This is a genomic window from Methylibium sp. Root1272 (assembly GCF_001425905.1).
Classification (GTDB): domain Bacteria; phylum Pseudomonadota; class Gammaproteobacteria; order Burkholderiales; family Burkholderiaceae_C; genus Methylibium.
In genome coordinates this window covers 69,337-86,834 of record NZ_LMDY01000014.1, presented here as the reverse complement: position 1 = coordinate 86,834, position 17,498 = coordinate 69,337, and the positions used below count along the sequence as shown (strand labels likewise).

Here is a 17,498-nt window from a genome sequence, read left to right as displayed (position 1 = left end):
GCTCATCGCTGCTCTCCCAAGGCGGTCACGGTTCGGATTTGCTGGTGCGTCGGCCGTGCCGCACGACCGTCGGCGACACCACGCCAGCGGCTCAGGGTCAGCGCGTTCAGAACGACGCTGACGCTGCTGAAGGCCATCGCGGCACCGGCGATGACCGGGTTCAGCAAACCCAGAGCCGCCAACGGAATGCCGAGCACGTTGTAGCCGAAGGCCCAGAACAGGCCCTGCTTGATCTTCGAGTAGGTGCGGCGCGAGATGTCCAGAGAGTCGGCCACCAGCCGCGGGTCGCCGCGCATCAGCGTGATGCCGGCGGTCTCGGTTGCCACGTCGGCGCCACCCGCCATCGCGTACGACACCGATGCGGCGGCGAGCGCCGGTCCGTCGTTCAGACCGTCGCCGACGAAGGCCACCACCTCGCCGGCGTCGCGAAGTTCCTTGACGATCGCCGCCTTGTCGCCGGGCAGCACCTCGGCACGCACATCGGCGATGCCCAGCTCCTTCGCGACGGCTTCGGCCGCGCCCCGGTTGTCGCCGGTCAGCATCACGGTGCGGATGCCGAGTTGATGCAGCCGAGATACCGCTTCCGCTGCGGCTGGCTTGACGGTGTCGCCGAAGGCAAGTAGGCCGAGTGAACGCCGATAACCAGCATCGGACTGAACCAGCCACGACACGGTCCTGCCCTGCTGCTCCAGCCGTTGCGCTTCAGCATGCAAGCCGCCTTCTTCGAGGCCCAGCTCGCGCAGTAGGCGCGTGCTCCCCAGGGCCAGCGTCTGGCCGCGCACGACCCCCTGCACGCCGCGCCCCGGCAACGCCTGGGCCTCGTGCGCCTCGGGCACAGGCAGGCGCTCATGGCGAACCTGGTCCATCACGGCCACGGCGAGCGGATGGCTGCTCGACTTCTGCAGCGCGGCGGCCAGGCGCAGCACATCATCCCTGGTCGAACCCACTGCTGCCACCACGGCGGCGAGGGATGGCTTGCCTTCGGTGAGCGTGCCGGTTTTGTCGAACGCGACCACGGTGACGGCGTGCGCCACTTCCAGCGCTTCCGCGTCCTTGATGAGGATGCCGTGGCGCGCCGCGACACCCGTGCCGGCCATGATCGCCGTCGGCGTGGCCAGCCCGAGCGCACACGGGCAGGCGATGACCAGCACGGCCACGGCGTTGATGAGCGCCTGCTCCCAGTCGCCCGTGAAGCCCACCCAGCCCAGGAAGGTCAGCAGCGCGATCACCAGCACCACCGGCACGAACACCGCGCTCACGCGGTCGACGATGCGCTGGATCGGCGCCTTCGCGGCCTGGGCCGACTCGACCATGCGGATGATGCGGGCCAGCGTCGTCTCGGCGCCGATCGCCGTGGTGCGGACCGTCAGCGCGCCTTCGGCATTGATGGCGCCGCCGGTCACCTTGTCGCCGACACCCTTGGCCACCGGCAGGCTCTCGCCGGTGATGAGCGATTCGTCGATGTGGCTGCGGCCTTCGACGATGTCACCGTCCACGGCCACGCGGTCACCGGGGCGCACGATGACGAGGTCGCCGACCACGACTTGCTCCACGGGCACGTCAAGCTCGACATCACCGCGGCGCACGCGCGCGGTGGTCGGGCGCAGCGCGTTCAGCGCGCGGATCGCGTCGGCCGTCTGTCGCTTCGCGCGCTGTTCCAGCCACTTGCCCAGCAGCACCAGCGTGATGACGGCCGCCGAGGCCTCGAAGTACAGGTGCGGCATGCCATGTGCGGCATGCTTGAAGAGCAGGTAGACCGACAGTCCATAGGCCGCCGAGGTGCCCAGCGCCACCAGCAGGTCCATGTTGCCGGTCTTTGCGAGCACGGCCTTCCAGCCGGCGCGGTAGAAGCGCCAGCCGAGCCAGAACTGCACCGGGGTCGCCAGCGCCAGCTGGAGCCAGCCGTCCAGCATCCAGTCGATGCCGAAGAGCTGCAGCAGCATCGGCAGGACCAGCGGCAGCGTCAAGACACCGCTCACGGCGACGGGCCACCAAGCCGGCAAGCGAGGCGCAGTCTGCGACTTCGCTTCCTGAACGTCCTTCGCGCCGTAGCCGGCCTTCTCGATGGCCGCCTTCAGCGCTGCGACTGGAACGGTCGACAGCGCCTGGATGCTGGCCTTCTCGGTCGCGAGATTGACGGTGGCGCCGGAGACGCCGGGGACCTTTCGCAGTGCCTTCTCGACGCGAGACACGCACGAGGCGCAGCTCATGCCTTCGACCAGCAGCGTGGTTTCGGTCGTCGCCACGTCGTAGCCGGCCTTGCGCACGGCAGCGGCCAGCCTGTCTGCGGTGACCGAGGGATCGGCGCTCACTGAGGCTTGTTCAGTCGCCAGGTTGACGCTGGCTTGCGTCACGCCGGTGACAGCCTTGAGCGACTTCTCGACGCGCATGACGCAGGAGGCACAGGTCATGCCCGTGACCTGAAGCCGGATGTCGGAGAGTGCGGCGGTGTTCATGGATGCCTCGGGAAGTTGTTCGATCCTGTGCATCGTCAAGGTTCTAACGATGGCAAGGTCAACAGCAGCTGGCGATTCTGCATGCTGCAATTGTGGACTTCCGAAATGAGCGCTTGACCTTCCAACAGTAGGAGGGTGGAAAGTCAAGCCATCAACAACCCACGGGACCCCGCCATGATTGCTTTCGAAGTCAACGACATGACTTGCGGCCACTGCGTCAGCACCATCACGAAGGCGCTGAAGGCCACCGACAAGGACGCCAAGGTTCAGATTGATCTGGCCACGCACCGGGTGCAGGTAGAGCCGGTCTCGGCCGATGCCGAGGAACTGGCGGAAGCCATCAAGGACGCCGGCTACACGCCGGTTCCGGTCGAGGCGGTTGCCGGTGAAGCAGCGCCGCAGAAGCGCGGCTCGTGCTGCGGCTGCCGATAAGGGCGGTGGAAGCGGTCGCGATGTTCCCGGCCGGGGATGTCGTGGCCCAAGGGGTGATGAACGGCTTGCTGCCCGGTGGAGCTGTGTGACGATCTCACCCCGCCCGGTCTCCTGGAGTTGCTGACATGTTGCGACCTGAGCGCCCTGGCACGAGCCTCGGCCGAGCTGTCGGTGCTCTGACCGACACCCCAGAGTTGAACGTCGCAGCCTTCGCGTTGCTGCTCAACTTCGCATGGGAGATCCTGCAGGCGCCCTTGTTCGTCGGAATGGCCGAGATGCCTCACGCCCAGGTGACGAAGGCCTGCCTGCAGGCCACGGTCGGCGACGCGGTGATCATGCTGCTCGCTTATGGCGTCGTGGCTGTTGTCGTGCGCAGCCGCAGCTGGATCCTGGCGTCGAAGGGCTGGCAGTTGTCCTTGTTCGTTGCGATCGGCGTTTCGATCACCGCTGTCATCGAGTGGCTTGCGACGCGCGGGTACTGGATGGCCAGCTGGAACTACCTGCCGACGATGCCCCTGGTGCCAGGCACCGACATCGGCCTGGTGCCGCTGCTGCAGTGGATCGTGCTGCCGCTGCTGACCGTGTGGTTCGTGAGACGGCAGCTTGCTCACTGCGCGCAAGCTGCGAACTAGGCCGAGACGGCGTCGTGACAGGCGCCTTTCAGCGCCGAGGCAGACGCGGCTGACTCCAGTGTTCGCTGCCGCACAGCCAGCGCCGTCGCAACCAGCCACGCTGAGCCCCTGCAAAGCGCGTGGCGGTTCAGGAAGTCTCATGCTCGCGCGGATCGATGAAACCTCCAGGAGTCGTGCAAGCGTCGCGTGGCTGCGTTGCGCTACAGCGTGCCTGCACAACGCGGCGCCTGAACCGTTGGCTCGATGCCACTTCATGGCGCACTGATCACCGAAATTCACCTCAAGGAAACCCCCATGAACATCAAGAAGCGCAACCCCGTCCAGGCCCTGGTCCTCGTACCCATGGCGGCCCTTGCGCTCGCATCGGCGCCGGCTCAGGCGCAGACGACCCCGACGATGGCCCCATCGGCCAGCATGCCCATGGGTGACATGCACAAGGGCACGGCCGGGCCGCATGACATGAAGGCGTCCATGATGAAGGGCATGGACGGCATGCAGAAGATGCCGATGTCAGGCGACACCGACAAGGACTTCGCGATGATGATGAAGATGCACCATCAGCAAGCCTTGAACATGGCCGACATGGAACTTGCGCACGGCAAGTCCGCCGAGATGAAGGCCATGGCCAAGCAGATCATCGTGGCCCAGAAGAAAGAGATCGCGCAGTTCGACAAGTGGCTCGCCAAGCAGAAGTGATGGGTGGTGGCGGGGCTCACGATTGGAGCGTGGAGCCGGATGACGTGTCGACCCACAAAACGCTGTTTCCACCGTCAGGGTCTGCGTGGGCGCATTTGCGCCAGCTGTAGCCGCGCACCAAGGCTTGATCGCCTGCGACGCTGAGCATCTGCAGCACATCGGTTCGCGGTCCACCGAACATGTGTGGGGACTGAAGCCGGAGCCCCGGAGCGCGCAGAACGTCAATCCGCGCGTAGGACCTCAGGAGTCGGTAACGCTCGGCCTTCGCAACCGGACGCGACTGAGTAACCGTCTTCCGAGTCAAGTGCCCTGGAGCGAGTTATCCCAAGGTTTGTTGGTTCTGACCACGGCATTGAGCGTAGTCAGCAGCTTGAGCATGCAGGCCACCAACACCCGCCTATCGCGGCGATGCCTCGATGCCGGACCGGCGACGTCAGCGGCCTGAGGCGGGCTGCCAGAACCGCAGCCTCCGTCGGCCTATCGCTTCGCCTTCGCAACTTCCTCTGCCACGAGGGCGGCGAGCTGGTCCGGCCCAAAGCTGGGCAGGCTGCGGCCGTTGACGAAGAAGGTAGGCGTCCGGCTCAACTGCAGGGCGGTGAGGTCTTCGACATCCTGGGCTAGCAGCGCCTGCATCTCGGGCCGGGCCATGTCCTCCCGGGCCCGCTCGATGTCCAGGCCGGCCGCTTTCGCGATCTCGAAGGTGAGCGCGGGGTTGGGCCGCCCGTGGTCGGCCCAGGTTGCCTGCGCCTGCAGCACCGCTTCCAGCACCGGCTGGTACTTGCCCTGGCGCTTGGCCGCTTCGAGCAGCTTCACCACCTGGTCGGAGCCCTGGTGGAGCGGCGCGTAGCGGATGACGAGCCGGACGTCGTCGGGGTACTTCGCCATCAGGCTCTTGACGATCGGATAGAACGCGCGGCAGGTCTCGCAGGCCGGGTCGAAGAACTCGACGATCGTGACCGGCGCGCCCTGCGGCCCGAGCACCGGCGAGTGCATGCGCACCAGCCGCGTCTGTTCGGCGCGCACCGTCTCGTCCTGGGCGCTCTGTGTCTGCTTGCGATACAGGCTGACGCCCAGGGCGAAGGCGGCGACCACAAGGATCAGGATGCCGCCAATGGCGACCTTCTTGGTGTTCATGATCGGGTCTTTCGCAGGTACACGAGCAGGAAGGCGACGATGGCGGTGAACGCCAGCAGCGACAGCCACGGGATCTGGATGTCGCCGAGGATCACCAGTTTCTGATCGCTGCAGGACGGGCCCGCACCGCAAGGAATCCACCACTGTGGCACCCAACCTGCAACGAGTACGGTGTGATAACCGGCCACCGCAGCGCCGCCCAGCGCCAGTGGCAACGCATAGACGGCCCCGCGCCGGTCGTTGCCGAAGGCCGCCATGCCGAGGATCACGGCCAGCGGAAACATGAGGATGCGCTGGTACCAGCAGAGCTGGCAGGGCGTCATGCCCATCACCTCGCCGATGAACAGTGCAGCGAAGGTCGACACCAGGGCGACAGCCCAGGCAGCCGACAGCCACACCCAACCGGTGCGTGGCCGGGTGGGTACTGGGCTGTCCTGTTCGCCGCGCGCGCTGTTCATGGCGCGGGCCACCTTACTTCAGGGTGAAGCGTGCCGTCGATGGCTTGCCGGCGACCGTCACGATGGCCACGGCCTTGGTGCCCGGGCCGACCTTGAAGCTGCCGGTCGCTTCGAGCTTGTCGCCGGCGGGCTTCAGTTCGACCTCCTGCTTCTCGGTGCCGGTGAGCAGCGTGAGCTTGGCGGTCGCCTTGCTCAGGTCGGCCGCCTTGCCGTGGTCGCGCAGATGGAGCTGGATCACGGTCGGCTTGGCCACCAGTTCGTAGTCCATGTCCTTCACCTCCACGACCACGCCGCCGTGCAGCGGTTTGTGGTCGTGCTTGTCGCCGGCGGCGAAGGCCGAGCCGGCCAGGGCCAAGGTGATTGAAGCAAACAGGGCTTGGGTCTTCATGGAAGTCCTTTCGGGGTGGTGGGTGTGAACAGGGGAAGAAATCAAAGCGCCTCGGCGTCCTTGTCGTCCATCAGCGCTTCGGCCGGCTTGCGCCCGAAGAGCCAGAACATCGCGGGCGTGAGGAAGGTGTCGAGCAGGGTCGAGCTGATGAGGCCGGAGAAGATCACCACCGCCACCGGGTGCAGCACTTCAGTGCCGGGTTGCTCGGCCTCGAACAGCAGCGGCGCCAGCGCGAAGGCGGTGACCAGCGCCGTCATCAGCACCGGGCTCAGCCGCTCCAGCGAGCCGCGCATGATCATCTTCTGGTCGAAGTTCTCGCCCTCGAAGCGCATCAGGTTGATGTAGTGGCTGACCTTCAGGATGCCGTTGCGAACCGAGATGCCGGCCAGGGTGATGAAGCCAACGAGTGCTGCAACTGACAACGGCTGGCCGGATAGCCACAGGCCGAGCACGGCGCCGACCAGGGCGAGCGGAATGTTCACCATGATCAGTGCCGACAGCGCCGCCGACTTGTAGCGGCTGTAAAGAACCACGAACATCAGCGTCAGCGACACGATCGACAGCAGGCCGACCAGGCGCGAAGCCTCCTCTTGGGCCTGGAACTGGCCACCCAGGGTGATGAAGTAGCCCTCGGGCAGCTTCGTTTCGGCGACCACCTTGCGAATGTCCGCCACGATCTCCGACAACGCACGGCCTGACGCATTCGCCGACAGCACGATGCGCCGCTTGCCGTCGTCGCGGCTGATCTGGTTCGGGCCGTCACCGTCTTCGATGGTGGCGATCTTCGACAGCGGAATGCGGCCGTTGGGCGTCTCGATCAGGATCTGGCCCAGGCCTTCCACAGACCGTGCCGATTCCGGCAGCTTGACCACCAGCGCGAAGCGTCGGCTGCCCTCGACGATCTGGGTGACCTTCTCGCCTTCGACCAGCGCCTGCAATGCAGACAGTACCTGAGGCGCTGGCACGCCGTACTGCGCGGCCGCGGCGTAGTCGATGCGCACCTTGATCTGCGGCGCGAGCACCTGCTTCTCGATCTGCAGGTCGGCAATGCCGGGGATGGTGGCCAGCTTTGCGCGCAGCACGTCGGCCTGGCCGCGCAGTGCATCGAGGTCTTCGCCGAAGATCTTGATCGCGATCTGAGACCGCACGCCCGACAGCATGTGGTCGATGCGGTGCGAGATGGGCTGGCCGATCTCTAATGCGGCCGGCAGGTTGACCAGGCGCGCTCGGATGTCGGCCTTGATCTCGTCCATGCTGCGCGTCAGTTCCGCCGTGGGCTTCAAGCCCACGTCGAGCTCACTGACGTGCACCCCCTCGGCATGCTCGTCCAGTTCCGCGCGGCCGCTGCGCCGCCCGACGTGTGTCACCTCAGGCACCTGCTTGACCAGCACTTCGGCCTGGCGCGCCAGCGCTGACGATTCCGTCAGCGTGACACCGGGGTTCAGGCGCAGGCCGATCAGCAGCGTGCCTTCATTGAAGGGCGGCAGGAAGGTCGTCGGAAAGAACGGCACGGCCACCGCAGCAACGAGCACCGCTGCACCTGCAGCGGCCATGGCGGCCTTGGGCCGATCGAGCACGCCCTGCAGGCTGCTGCGGTAACGCGCCTTCAGCCAGGCCAGGACCTTGGTGTCGCCATGGTCCAGGTTCTTCATCCGCGGCAGCAGGTAGTAACTCAGGACGGGTGTCACCGTCACCGAGACGATCAGCGAGGCCAGCGTGGACACGATGAAGGCGATGCCCAGCGGCACGAACAGCTTGCCCTCCAGTCCCGGCAGCGCGAACAGCGGGATGAAGACCAGGACGATGATGACCGTGGCATACAGGATCGCTGACCGCACCTCCATCGTCGCGTGCGCAACGATCTCGATCGGATTCAGGCGGCTGTGCGGATGATTGGCGCGGTCCGCCTTCAGCCGTCGCAGCACGTTCTCGACGCCCACCACCGCGTCGTCGACCAGGCCGCCGATGGCAATGGCCAGTCCGCCGAGCGTCATGGTGTTGATCGACAGCCCGAAATACTTGAAGACCAACGCGGTGATGAAGATCGACACCGGGATGGCTGTCAGCGCGATGATGGTCGGCCGCAAGGTCCCGAGGAAGAAGAACAGGATGACCGCCACGAAGATCGACGCGCCGATCAGCTTGCCCTGCAGCGTGGTGATCGAGGCCTCGATGAAGCTGGCCTGGCGGAAGGTCACGCGCGGTGCCTCCATGCCGGCCGGCAGCGAGGCCTTCAGCCCCACCAGGGCCTCTTCGATGGACTGAGTCAGGGCAATCGTGTCGGCAGTCGGCTGCTTCTGAATGCCCAGGATCACGGCCGGTTTGCCTTCGTAGCCTGCGTCGCCGCGCTTGAGCGCCGCGGCGAAGGTCACCTCGGCGATCTGGCGCATCAGGATCGGTTGCCCATCTTTGGATGTCAGCGCCAGGTTGTTCAGGTCTTCGAGGCGTGAAGTCCGGCCTAGGTTGCGAATCAGGTACTCGCGCCCGTTCAACTCCAGGAAGCCGCCGGAGGTGTTGGAGGAGTAGCCCTTCAATGCGCCTTCGAGCTGGTCGTGGGTGATGCCCAGTTCGGCCATGCGCGTCGTGTTCGGCTGCACCTGGAACTGGCGCACTTCACCACCGATCGGGATGACCTGCGCGACGCCGGGCACCGACAGCAGCCGCGGGCGCAGCACCCAGTCGGCGTACTCGCGAACGGCCATCGCGCTGATCTTGCTCGGATCGACCGGAATGGCGATCTGCATGATCTCGCCCATGATCGAGCTGATCGGACCCATGCGCGGCACCACGCCTTCGGCGATGCCTTCTTCCATGGACGACAGCCGCTCCGAAACCAGCTGCCGGGCACGGAAGATGTCGGTGCTCCAGTCGAAGGTGACATAGAGGAAGGACAGGCCGGCCGACGAGGTCGAGCGCACCGACTCCACGCCGGGCAGACCGTTCATGGTCGTCTCCAGCGGGAAGGTGATGAGCTGCTCCACCTCTTCGGCGGCCATGCCACCGGCCTCGGTCATGATCGTGACGGTGGGCTTGTTGAGGTCCGGGAACACGTCCACCGGGGTGGTGGAGAGCGTGAACGCGCCGTAGGCCATCAGAACGACGCTGGCGATGATCACCAGCAGCCGGTTCGTGAGGCTGTTGTCGAGTAGCCACTTGAACATGTCAGCGCACCTGGTTGATCAAGGTGGCGCCTTGCGTCGCGACCCGGTCGCCCGGTTCCAGCCCCGAAGTCACCGCGGCATTGACGCCGTCCAGCGGCTCGGTGGTGACGGTGCGAGGCTCGAAGCGCTCGGGCGCCGTCTTGACCCAGACGACAGTCTGATTGGCCGGGTTCTTCATCAGCGAGGCCACAGGCACCGAGATGCCCTTGACCTTGTCCTTGGTCTGCACGAACACACGCACCGGCTGGCCGACAGCCAGCAGGTTGAGCGCATCACCCTGGGCCCGGAAGGCCAGCGGCAGCGCCTGCTCGCGCAAGCTACGCGACGCACCGATGAAGGTCAGGGGCACACGTTTGTCGCCCAGGGCAATGGTCGCGGCGCCAATGTTCGCGGCGATGGCGGCATCGAAGGCCAGCGCTTCGATGCGCAGGCGCGAGGGGTCGACGATCTCGAAGATCAGTTCGCGGGCATCCACCACCTGGCCGGCCACCACGTTGGCCGAGGCGATCACGCCCGACACCGGCGCCACCAACGCCTCGCGGGTGGCCAAGCCACCACCGACGGCAGAGATGCGTGCCGCCAGGCTGGCGGCTTCGCTCTCGGCGGCTTCGATCTCCTTGCGCGGCACCGTGTCGGCCAGCTCCTGCAGGCGCGCGATGCGCTTGTCGGCCAGCGCCTTGGCGGCGCGCAGCTCGGCCAGTTGTGCAGCCTGGTTCGATCGTTCGATGGGCGCCGCCGACGGAACGACGTAGGCCAGCACCTCACCCTTCCGCACCGTCTGCCCAGGGTTGGGCAGGCCACGCGGCCCCGGTTCGATACGGCCGGCGTTCAGCGGCTGTACCTTGCCACCGGCATTCGGGTCCATGAGCACCTTGGCACCCAGTTCCACGGTGCGGGGCAGCTCGGCGGCTTCGGTGACGACGGTGCGTACGCCCAGCTGGCGCTGTGCAGGCTTGGGCAGAAAGACGCTGCCGTCGGGCTGGCGCTGCGGGCCGTTGGCACTGGGCGCTGCCGGCGCATCGCCGTGGTCGTGGCCTTCGCCGGCATGGGCTGGAGACAGTGCTGCCAGGGCGAACCACAGCGCCAAGCTGGTGGCGATCAGCGTGCGCTTCATGCTGCACCCCCGGCGCGAGCGCTGCGAGCGCCCATCAAACGACGCCCACCCCACAGGAGAAGGGCCAGGACCGCCACGCCGCCCGCAGCCCAGCCTGCGTACTTCATCCAGGCAATGGATGCGACCGCCTCCTCGGTGTGCGCCTCCTCGTGGATGTCGAGTTCACCGGCCAGCAAGTCGGTCTCATTGCCTGCGATCACGGTTGCGGCGACCGGCAGAACGCCGGGCTTGGGCTCATCGGGCAACACGACTTCGTATTCGTCCTCACCTTGTTTCTCGGCCTTGAACTTCGCGCCGCCGATCTCGAGCTCGATCTGCGCGCCGCGCACCGGGCTGTTGTCGGCAAAGCGGTCGAGGTACAGGGTGATCTGCTTGCCGCTGAGCACGCCGACGAGCTCGAAGGTCTCTGACACCGCAGAGAACCGCGGGAGTGCTTGGCCGACGGCCGCAGGTGCAGCGTCACCGTGGTCATGGCCTTCACCCGCCCAGGCGGGCACAGCAAGGATGATGGCCGCAGCGAGCAGCGCGGCCGGGAGTTTCGGGAAGTTCATGGAAGGGTTCCTGGAGGATTCGGGGGTAGGAATCACGGACACGGCGCCGGCAGCCATCACTGGGGCAGAAGGCCGAGGGCCTGGCGCCATGCGGAAATCGCTGCCGAGAGTTCGATGCGGGTGCGTGCCGCCTGTCGGTCGGCCTCGGCGGCTTCGGCCTCGATGCGCAGGCGTGTCGGCAGATCGGTTTCGCCGAGTCGGAAGGACTTGTCGAAGAAGCCGCGCGACTCGCGGGCGAGTTGCGCACGTCTTTCGGCGGCTGCTAACTGCGTGCGCGAGGCTTCGACACGCACGCGCGCCGCTTCCCGTTCTGCAGTGAGACGTTCACGTTCCAGTGCCAACTGGGCCTGGACTTCGGTCGCCTCGGCGCGCGCGTTGGCGCTGCGGGCATCGAAGCGCGGCCCAGCGCCGAAGGGGATGCGGATGGCCAGCGTGATGGTTTGCTGGGACGCCTCGCCGCGGGCACCGCGGTCTCGCGTGGTTGCCAGCATCAGCTCGGGGTTGGCGCGCGACTGGGTGGCGGTCAGCGCGACGGTTCGATCTGCCACGGTGGCGCGGTCCTTGAGCTCCTGCAAAGCGGCGTGCGCTTCGAGCTCAGTGGCTGCGGCGCCGGGATCCGGCTCGGCCAGGGTGTCGCCTGCGCCAGACAATGCGGGTGCGGCGCCGGCCAGCGCACGCAGATGCTGTCGTGCCGCCGCGAGGCCGGCCTCGGCCTGCGCCACAGCAGCTTCCGAGCTGGCCACCGCGCCGTCAGCCTGGTGCTGGTCGGCGCGGGCCAGATCGCCTGCCTTCGCACGCCGGGCCACGTCAGCGGCAATGAGGCGGGTGTTTTCGAGTTGATCGCGGGCGGTTCCGACCTCGATGCGCGCACGCTGCCACTGCCACCAGGCATCGCGGACGGTGGCGGCGACGCGCAGTTGTGCCGCAGTGGCCCGGCTTTCGATGGCAGCGCCCTCGGCGTCGGCCAGCGCTGCGCTGCGGCCACGTTCACCGGGCAGCCACAGCGGCACGGCGATGCCGACCTCGACCTCACGCGCGCCCTGGTTGTTGCCCAGGCGGTCGGTCTTGTTCGAGAGTTCCAGCGCTGCCGGCTCTGGCGTCCACGCCTTCGCTGCGCTTTGCTGAGCGCGTACAGCGTCGCGCCGCGCCTGCAGCGCCAGAGCTTCGGGCTGGCGGGCCCATGCAGCTTCATAGACCTGGCGCAGGCTCAGTGTGCTTGCGGCGGCTTCCGTGCCTGGCGCTCCTGCAGCCGTGGCAGTCGCAGCGGCCGCCGTAGTGGCCTGTGCCTGCACAGTCGTGCCGCAGAAGGTCGCGGCGGCAACTACGCTGGCGCGCAGCAGCAGGGCCCTCGTTCGAGTTCTTGGTGTCATCCGATGCTCCAGTGTTGAAAACAACTCACGGGAGATCGGCAAGCGGCGACCAACAGGTCGCGTCGTGCCCGACGGCGCCGCAGGCTGCGGCGCACACTCAGGCGCGAACGGGCATCAGAAAGGGAAGAGACCCGCCTCGCCGATCAGGCGAGGGGCCGCCACTGAGGGCGTTCGGGTCGGGTGGGCGCGTGTGCGCCGCTGGCCACGTCGATGGTGGCGCCTGGCCGCTCAACCGAAACCCCGGCGGGAAGGTATGACGGCAAGGACAGCATCACACTGCAGTTGCCATGGCACTGACCACAGTCCAGATCGATGGCGCCTGGCGCTTTGTCGGCCTGAAGTTCGGTGGTGGCTCTCGAATCCGCAAACGTCCTGCCATCGCCATCGCCCTCAGCCGCAGAGTGATGGTGGTGCTCATGATGACCGAAGTGCCCGGACACAACTTCACGCTCATGCCCGCAGTACGGTGCCACTGCCGCCCAGCTGAACTGGAACGGCAGCAGAACAAGAAAGAAGATGGCAAGGAAGCGGGACATTGCAACAAGTCTAACGGACACAGGGTTTTCCTGGGCCCAACCCAGCTGACTGATTCTCTACCTTCTGGCAGATCCAAAGCCATGGGACCACCTGCGACGCCCACCCCGGCCGGCGCGACGTGCCTTTGTCGCACGCGGTCGAGAGCTTCGATGCGAACAGAGCAGGCCTTTGCAGGATGGTCATCATCAGTCCCGTTGTCGGTGGCTCGTGGACGGGCGCTTCGGATGCTTGCGCTTTTTGACCACCTGACTCTTCGCGAGACGCTGTTGCAGTCGCTGGCTGTATCTGAGCACGGGTTCCGGTCGCGGGATGGGATGCCGCGCGCGCCAGTAGCGGTGAATCAACCAGGCCACCCCACCGGCAGCAAGCACGACCAACCAAATCCAGGTCAGTGTCTGAGCAAGCGCTGAGTCGAGGTACTTGACCTGCATAGAAGTCGCTGGAGCCAGAGGCAAGATAGGACGAACAGTAAGCTATCACGGAGCAGGCTTCCAACGCCAATCACCGCCAATCACCGCCAACCAGCGCCGGATAGAGCGGCAGGCGGACTCTGGATCGCTTCAGCTCCGTGAGCTGACCGCTCGGGCGAGTCCTCTCTCCACGCGTGCTACAGCCAAGAGCAGTTGCCCGGCACATCGAGGCGCTTGTCACTCTCGCACCCTGTGCGCACGACTGGTTGGCCTCAATGCGGCGAGGCATCTCCATCTCTCCGCACTTGGCGGCCTAGACACGGCCTCCCCGCCTTGTAAAACAACTGGGGACGCGCCGGCCGGGGCAGCGCACTGGCAACCTGCGAATTCCTGCCAGCGCGCAGAAGCCAAGGACTGCACCGCAACGATCTCAGTGTCGATTCGACGGGCTGCGGCCGACGTGCACGGCGAAGGGCTTGCTGGCAAAGCCTGCCGGCGCGATTTGACTGACATCGACGGACCTCCGGTCGAGCCCGTTGAAAGTCCACGAGAACTGCTGTGCGCCGCTGCGGAAGACCACGCTTTCGCCGTAGCCGACGTTGAGCCGATCCGTGGCAGCGAGGTCCACGACGCGAACGGGAGCGCCCTGGGTCGCCGGCTGCCCATAGATGGATTGGCCGTTCCTGAACTCAGGTCCGCTGGCGGCAAAACTGAGGAAAGGGACGACGCTCAGGGCGACGAGGGCAGCGGTACGGAGTCGACGGGTCGATTGCATGTTCAGTCCTTTCGATGGGGGTAAGTGCCGGCAGCTGCGCAGAACCGCGCGCCTTGCCGACATCGAAGGTGACTGTAGAAACTGCATACCAACAGCCGCAGAACAGGAACATGACCGTCTCGTCATGTTCGTCATCGGCAGTCGTGCCCGCTGTGCCGGGATTCAGTGCGTTCCGCGGATGTGACGGTGCGGCGGCGCTGGCGTGGACTGGGCTGCCGCGGTGTCGAGCTCGTTGAGGATGCCGCACTGCTCGATGGCGTTGGGCGTGCCGCACCGCGCGCGCAATGCCTTCAGATCCTTCTGCAGCGTCCGCAGCTCGCGGATACGGTGGTTGACATGCCCGATGTGCTCGTCGAGCAATGCGTTCACCTCGCCGCAGTCCTGCAGGGGCGCATCGCGCAGCCGCAGCAGCGTCCGGATCTCATCGAGGGTCATGTCCAGGTTGCGGCAATGGCGGATGAACGCCAGCCGCTCCGCGTGTGCGGGTGTGTACATGCGGTAGTTGTTTTCCGCGCGCTGCGCTGCGGGGATCAGACCCTCGCGTTCGTAAAAACGGATCGTCTCGATCGCCGTCCCGGTCGACTCGGCCAAATCACCGATGCGCATGGTCTTCTCCATCTGGGATCAAAGTGCTTGACTCTAAACCGACTTCAGGGTTTCCAATGCCTGCAACCCATCAAGGAAAGCCACTGTGAGCACCCCCCACTCTCCAACTCCTGCCGCTGCAGCAGCCAAGCCTGCCGATGCCTGCGGCGCTTGCCACGGCGATGCGCCCGCTGCGGGCACGCTCCCCGGCGCGGATTTGACCGCCGGTGGGGCCCGCTTTCGCGTACCGACGATGGACTGTGCCAGCGAGGAGTCGGAAATCCGGCGCGCAGTCGAGCACATCACCGGTATCCGCGCGATGACCTTCCAGCTGGGTCAGCGCACGATGGCCATCGACGCACCGGCGATTTCCGTCGAACAAGCCCTGGTTGCGATCCGCAAAGCCGGCTTCGATCCGCAACCCATCCAGGACAAGGGAAACGACGCGGCGACGGGTTCTGAGGCCGGAGCCGACGGCCATGACCATGGCGCCGGCTCGGGCGGCGCATGGCGGCTGGGTGGCGCCTTGCTGCTCGCCATCGGCGCGGAGGTGCTTGGTTTCTTCGCTCCGGACACGCAGGTCTGGAAGGCCGCAGGCCTGGCTCTGGCGGCTGCCGCCATCTGGCTGGCTGGCTTCGACGTCTACAAGAAAGGTCTGACGGCACTGCGCCATGGGCGGCTGAACATCAATGCGCTGATGACGGTGGCCGTGACCGGCGCCTTCCTGATCGGCCAATGGCCGGAGGCGGCCATGGTGATGGCGCTGTATGCCATCGCCGAGGCGATCGAGGCGCGGGCCGTCGATCGCGCCCGCAACGCCATCAAGGGCCTGTTAGAAATGGCGCCCGAGGAAGCCCTGGTGCGCCAGGCCGACGGCAGCTGGGCGACCTTGCCGGTGGCCTCCGTGATGCTGGGCGCCGTCGTGCAAGTACGTCCGGGTGAGCGCGTGCCGATGGACGGCGTGCTGTCGGCCGGAAGTTCCAGCATCAACCAGGCGCCGGTCACGGGCGAGAGCATTCCGGTCGACAAGGCGGTCGGCGATCCGGTCTTCGCGGGGACGATCAACGAGACCGGTACCTTCGAATTCGAGGTCAACGCGCTGGCCTCGAACTCGACGCTCGCTCGCATCATCCACGCGGTCGAGCAAGCCCAGGGGACGAGGGCGCCCACCCAGGGCTTCGTCGACCGCTTTGCCGCCGTCTACACGCCGGCGGTCTTCGTCATCGCGCTGGCCGTGGCACTGCTCGGTCCCTGGTTGCTCGACTGGACCTGGCTGGAGGCGGTCTACAAGGCGCTGGTCCTGCTGGTGATCGCCTGCCCCTGCGCCCTGGTGATCTCGACACCGGTGACGATCGTCAGCGGCCTGGCCGCCGCAGCGCGCCGCGGCATCCTGATCAAGGGTGGCATCTACCTGGAGGAAGCCCGCAAGATCAAGGCGATCGCGCTGGACAAGACGGGCACCATCACCGAAGGCAAGCCCAAGCTCGTGGCGTGGGAAGTGATTGGCACCGAGGTCGACGCAGCCACCGCCGAGCACATCGCCGCCGTCCTGGCGGGGCACTCGGACCATCCGGTCTCACGCGCCATCGCCGCCGGCCTGACCCCCAACAACGTCGAGGCCAAGGACTTCAAGGCCATCGCCGGCCGCGGCGTGCAGGCCGACGTCGGCGGAGCCGTCTACGTGCTGGGCAACCACCGCTTGATCGAGGAACGCGGTCAGTGTTCGCCGGCTCTGGAGGCGACCTTGCGCACCCACGAGGAAGCGGGTCGCACGGTCAGCCTGCTGGCATCGAGCGCAGGCCCCATCGCCTTGTTCGCGGTGGCCGACACGATCAAGGCCTCGTCCCGCGAGGCGGTTGCATCGCTCAAAGCCCTGGGCATCACGCCCGTGATGCTGACCGGCGACAACCAGGCGACAGCGACGGCCATCGCGCACGAAGCCGGCATCGATGAAGCGCGCGGGAACCTGCTGCCTGAAGACAAACTGGAGGCCATCAAGACGTTGCAGGCCCAACATGGCCTGACCGCGATGACCGGCGACGGCATCAACGACGCGCCAGCACTGGCGCAGGCCGACATCGGCGTGGCGATGGGTGCCGCCGGCACCGACACCGCCATGGAGGCCGCGGATGTGGTGGTCATGAACGACGATCTGCGCCGGATTGCAGAGACCGTCCGGCTGTCCCGGTCCACACATGCCGTGCTGTGGCAGAACATCACACTGGCGCTGGGTATCAAGGCCGTGTTCCTGGTGCTGGCGGTGTTCGGCAGCGCCACCATGTGGATGGCCATCTTCGCCGACATGGGCGCCAGCCTGCTGGTGGTGGCTAACGGTCTTCGGCTGCTGAAGAAAGGGGAGGTCAAGTGATGTTGAACACGGGGCTGTCTCGCATCGAAGCCTTCGAGGCGGCCATGGCAGAAGCCGGGCAGCACGGGGCCGTGGGCGACGCCAGGAGCGCGTTCGCGGCCCTGGAACGGGCGCATGTGCTCGGCCAGCTCGATTTCGTGCCGCATCTGCGGGTTCACTGGCAGATGCTCCGGGTGGGCTGGTCAGCGGGCGACTGGCGCGAGGTGATCGGTCAGGTTCTGCGCATCGCACTGGTCCCGATCGGACATCTGGTCGGACGCCTGCCGATGGGCAATACCGGCGGCGCGAATGTCAGCGCCTTCAAGCCGATGGCCATCCCGCCTGAACTCAAACGGCTGATCGAGGAACGCGACCGATGACACCGGCGCCGGCTGGTCTCCGTCATCGAGATTGATTGGCGCGGCCATGGCGGCCAGCCCCACGCGTTGGAG

16 protein-coding genes are annotated in these 17,498 nt (G+C 66.5%); 6 read left to right on the top strand and 10 right to left on the bottom strand.

From position 1 onward, the window contains the following. Positions 1 to 2: 2 nt before the first annotated feature. Positions 3 to 2,456 carry a heavy metal translocating P-type ATPase gene (locus ASC67_RS12895; RefSeq protein ID WP_056321239.1) on the bottom strand — a complete coding sequence of 818 codons (2,454 nt, stop codon included), beginning with the start codon at positions 2,454 to 2,456 and terminating at the stop codon, positions 3 to 5. 135 nt (positions 2,457 to 2,591) lie between these two features. Between ASC67_RS12895 and ASC67_RS12890 the strand changes: the two genes are divergently transcribed. From ASC67_RS12890 to ASC67_RS12880, 3 genes are all read left to right on the top strand, one after another. Further along, positions 2,592 to 2,888, top strand: a complete 297-nt coding sequence (locus ASC67_RS12890) for a heavy-metal-associated domain-containing protein (protein WP_310731984.1) — start codon at positions 2,592 to 2,594, stop codon at positions 2,886 to 2,888. 194 nt (positions 2,889 to 3,082) lie between these two features. After that, positions 3,083 to 3,520 carry a hypothetical protein gene (locus ASC67_RS12885; RefSeq protein ID WP_200946937.1) on the top strand — a complete coding sequence of 146 codons (438 nt, stop codon included), beginning with the start codon at positions 3,083 to 3,085 and terminating at the stop codon, positions 3,518 to 3,520. 294 nt (positions 3,521 to 3,814) lie between these two features. Further along, complete coding sequence (locus tag ASC67_RS12880) at positions 3,815 to 4,216, top strand: DUF305 domain-containing protein (protein WP_056321229.1); 402 nt, start codon at positions 3,815 to 3,817, stop codon at positions 4,214 to 4,216. A 477-nt stretch (positions 4,217 to 4,693) separates the two neighbouring features. On the opposite strand, the gene ASC67_RS12875 is transcribed toward ASC67_RS12880, so the two are convergent. From ASC67_RS12875 to ASC67_RS12845, 7 genes are read right to left on the bottom strand one after another with little or no spacing between them, the layout of a single operon-like run. Next, positions 4,694 to 5,350, bottom strand: a complete 657-nt coding sequence (locus ASC67_RS12875) for a thioredoxin domain-containing protein (protein WP_056321225.1) — start codon at positions 5,348 to 5,350, stop codon at positions 4,694 to 4,696. Continuing rightward, positions 5,347 to 5,808, bottom strand: a complete 462-nt coding sequence (locus ASC67_RS12870) for a disulfide bond formation protein B (protein WP_056321220.1) — start codon at positions 5,806 to 5,808, stop codon at positions 5,347 to 5,349. The genes ASC67_RS12875 and ASC67_RS12870 overlap by 4 nt, the downstream gene beginning before the upstream one ends. A gap of 13 nt (positions 5,809 to 5,821) precedes the next feature. Next, positions 5,822 to 6,196 carry a hypothetical protein gene (locus ASC67_RS12865; protein WP_056321215.1) on the bottom strand — a complete coding sequence of 125 codons (375 nt, stop codon included), beginning with the start codon at positions 6,194 to 6,196 and terminating at the stop codon, positions 5,822 to 5,824. Positions 6,197 to 6,237: 41 nt separating this feature from the next. Then, complete coding sequence (locus ASC67_RS12860; RefSeq protein WP_056321212.1) at positions 6,238 to 9,357, bottom strand: efflux RND transporter permease subunit; 3,120 nt, start codon at positions 9,355 to 9,357, stop codon at positions 6,238 to 6,240. 1 nt (position 9,358) lies between these two features. Next, positions 9,359 to 10,471 (bottom strand): efflux RND transporter periplasmic adaptor subunit, encoded by a 1,113-nt coding sequence (locus ASC67_RS12855; RefSeq protein WP_056321206.1) that lies wholly within the window; start codon positions 10,469 to 10,471, stop codon positions 9,359 to 9,361. Next, positions 10,468 to 11,022 carry a hypothetical protein gene (locus tag ASC67_RS12850; protein ID WP_056321202.1) on the bottom strand — a complete coding sequence of 185 codons (555 nt, stop codon included), beginning with the start codon at positions 11,020 to 11,022 and terminating at the stop codon, positions 10,468 to 10,470. Before ASC67_RS12850 ends, ASC67_RS12855 begins: the two co-directional genes overlap by 4 nt. A 56-nt stretch (positions 11,023 to 11,078) precedes the next feature. After that, complete coding sequence (locus ASC67_RS12845; protein WP_056321199.1) at positions 11,079 to 12,392, bottom strand: TolC family protein; 1,314 nt, start codon at positions 12,390 to 12,392, stop codon at positions 11,079 to 11,081. 287 nt (positions 12,393 to 12,679) lie between these two features. Between ASC67_RS12845 and ASC67_RS20630 the strand changes: the two genes are divergently transcribed. Next, the gene (locus ASC67_RS20630) at positions 12,680 to 13,339 is read left to right on the top strand and encodes a hypothetical protein (protein WP_156466765.1); all 660 of its coding nucleotides are present in this window, start codon (positions 12,680 to 12,682) and stop codon (positions 13,337 to 13,339) included. A 430-nt stretch (positions 13,340 to 13,769) separates the two neighbouring features. Here the strand turns inward: ASC67_RS20630 and ASC67_RS12840 are convergent, their stop codons facing one another. Beyond that, a complete protein-coding gene (locus tag ASC67_RS12840; RefSeq protein ID WP_056321195.1) occupies positions 13,770 to 14,114 on the bottom strand; it encodes a CzcE family metal-binding protein in 345 nt (114 codons plus the stop codon). A gap of 162 nt (positions 14,115 to 14,276) precedes the next feature. Then, the gene (gene cadR / locus ASC67_RS12835; RefSeq protein WP_056322108.1) at positions 14,277 to 14,720 is read right to left on the bottom strand and encodes a Cd(II)/Pb(II)-responsive transcriptional regulator; all 444 of its coding nucleotides are present in this window, start codon (positions 14,718 to 14,720) and stop codon (positions 14,277 to 14,279) included. A gap of 232 nt (positions 14,721 to 14,952) precedes the next feature. Here cadR and ASC67_RS12830 point away from each other — a divergent pair, with 232 nt between their 5' ends. Continuing rightward, entirely contained in the window at positions 14,953 to 17,067 is a 2,115-nt protein-coding gene (locus ASC67_RS12830) for a heavy metal translocating P-type ATPase (protein ID WP_404932876.1), read from the top strand. Continuing rightward, on the top strand, positions 17,067 to 17,426 hold the full coding sequence (locus ASC67_RS12825) for a DUF3703 domain-containing protein (RefSeq protein WP_056321183.1): 360 nt from the start codon (positions 17,067 to 17,069) through the stop codon (positions 17,424 to 17,426). The genes ASC67_RS12830 and ASC67_RS12825 overlap by 1 nt, the downstream gene beginning before the upstream one ends. Positions 17,427 to 17,498 lie beyond the last annotated feature (72 nt).

Coding starts and splice junctions, on each gene's coding strand:
- ASC67_RS12895 (WP_056321239.1), bottom strand. CDS start 2,456: ATGAACACCGCCGCACTCTCCGACATCCGGCTTCAGGTCACGGGCATG.
- ASC67_RS12880 (WP_056321229.1), top strand. CDS start 3,815: ATGAACATCAAGAAGCGCAACCCCGTCCAGGCCCTGGTCCTCGTACCC.
- ASC67_RS12875 (WP_056321225.1), bottom strand. CDS start 5,350: ATGAACACCAAGAAGGTCGCCATTGGCGGCATCCTGATCCTTGTGGTC.
- ASC67_RS12870 (WP_056321220.1), bottom strand. CDS start 5,808: ATGAACAGCGCGCGCGGCGAACAGGACAGCCCAGTACCCACCCGGCCA.
- ASC67_RS12865 (WP_056321215.1), bottom strand. CDS start 6,196: ATGAAGACCCAAGCCCTGTTTGCTTCAATCACCTTGGCCCTGGCCGGC.
- ASC67_RS12860 (WP_056321212.1), bottom strand. CDS start 9,357: ATGTTCAAGTGGCTACTCGACAACAGCCTCACGAACCGGCTGCTGGTG.
- ASC67_RS12855 (WP_056321206.1), bottom strand. CDS start 10,471: ATGAAGCGCACGCTGATCGCCACCAGCTTGGCGCTGTGGTTCGCCCTG.
- ASC67_RS12850 (WP_056321202.1), bottom strand. CDS start 11,022: ATGAACTTCCCGAAACTCCCGGCCGCGCTGCTCGCTGCGGCCATCATC.
- ASC67_RS12845 (WP_056321199.1), bottom strand. CDS start 12,392: ATGACACCAAGAACTCGAACGAGGGCCCTGCTGCTGCGCGCCAGCGTA.
- ASC67_RS20630 (WP_156466765.1), top strand. CDS start 12,680: ATGGCACTGACCACAGTCCAGATCGATGGCGCCTGGCGCTTTGTCGGC.
- ASC67_RS12840 (WP_056321195.1), bottom strand. CDS start 14,114: ATGCAATCGACCCGTCGACTCCGTACCGCTGCCCTCGTCGCCCTGAGC.
- cadR (WP_056322108.1), bottom strand. CDS start 14,720: ATGCGCATCGGTGATTTGGCCGAGTCGACCGGGACGGCGATCGAGACG.
- ASC67_RS12830 (WP_404932876.1), top strand. CDS start 14,953: ATGGACTGTGCCAGCGAGGAGTCGGAAATCCGGCGCGCAGTCGAGCAC.
- ASC67_RS12825 (WP_056321183.1), top strand. CDS start 17,067: ATGTTGAACACGGGGCTGTCTCGCATCGAAGCCTTCGAGGCGGCCATG.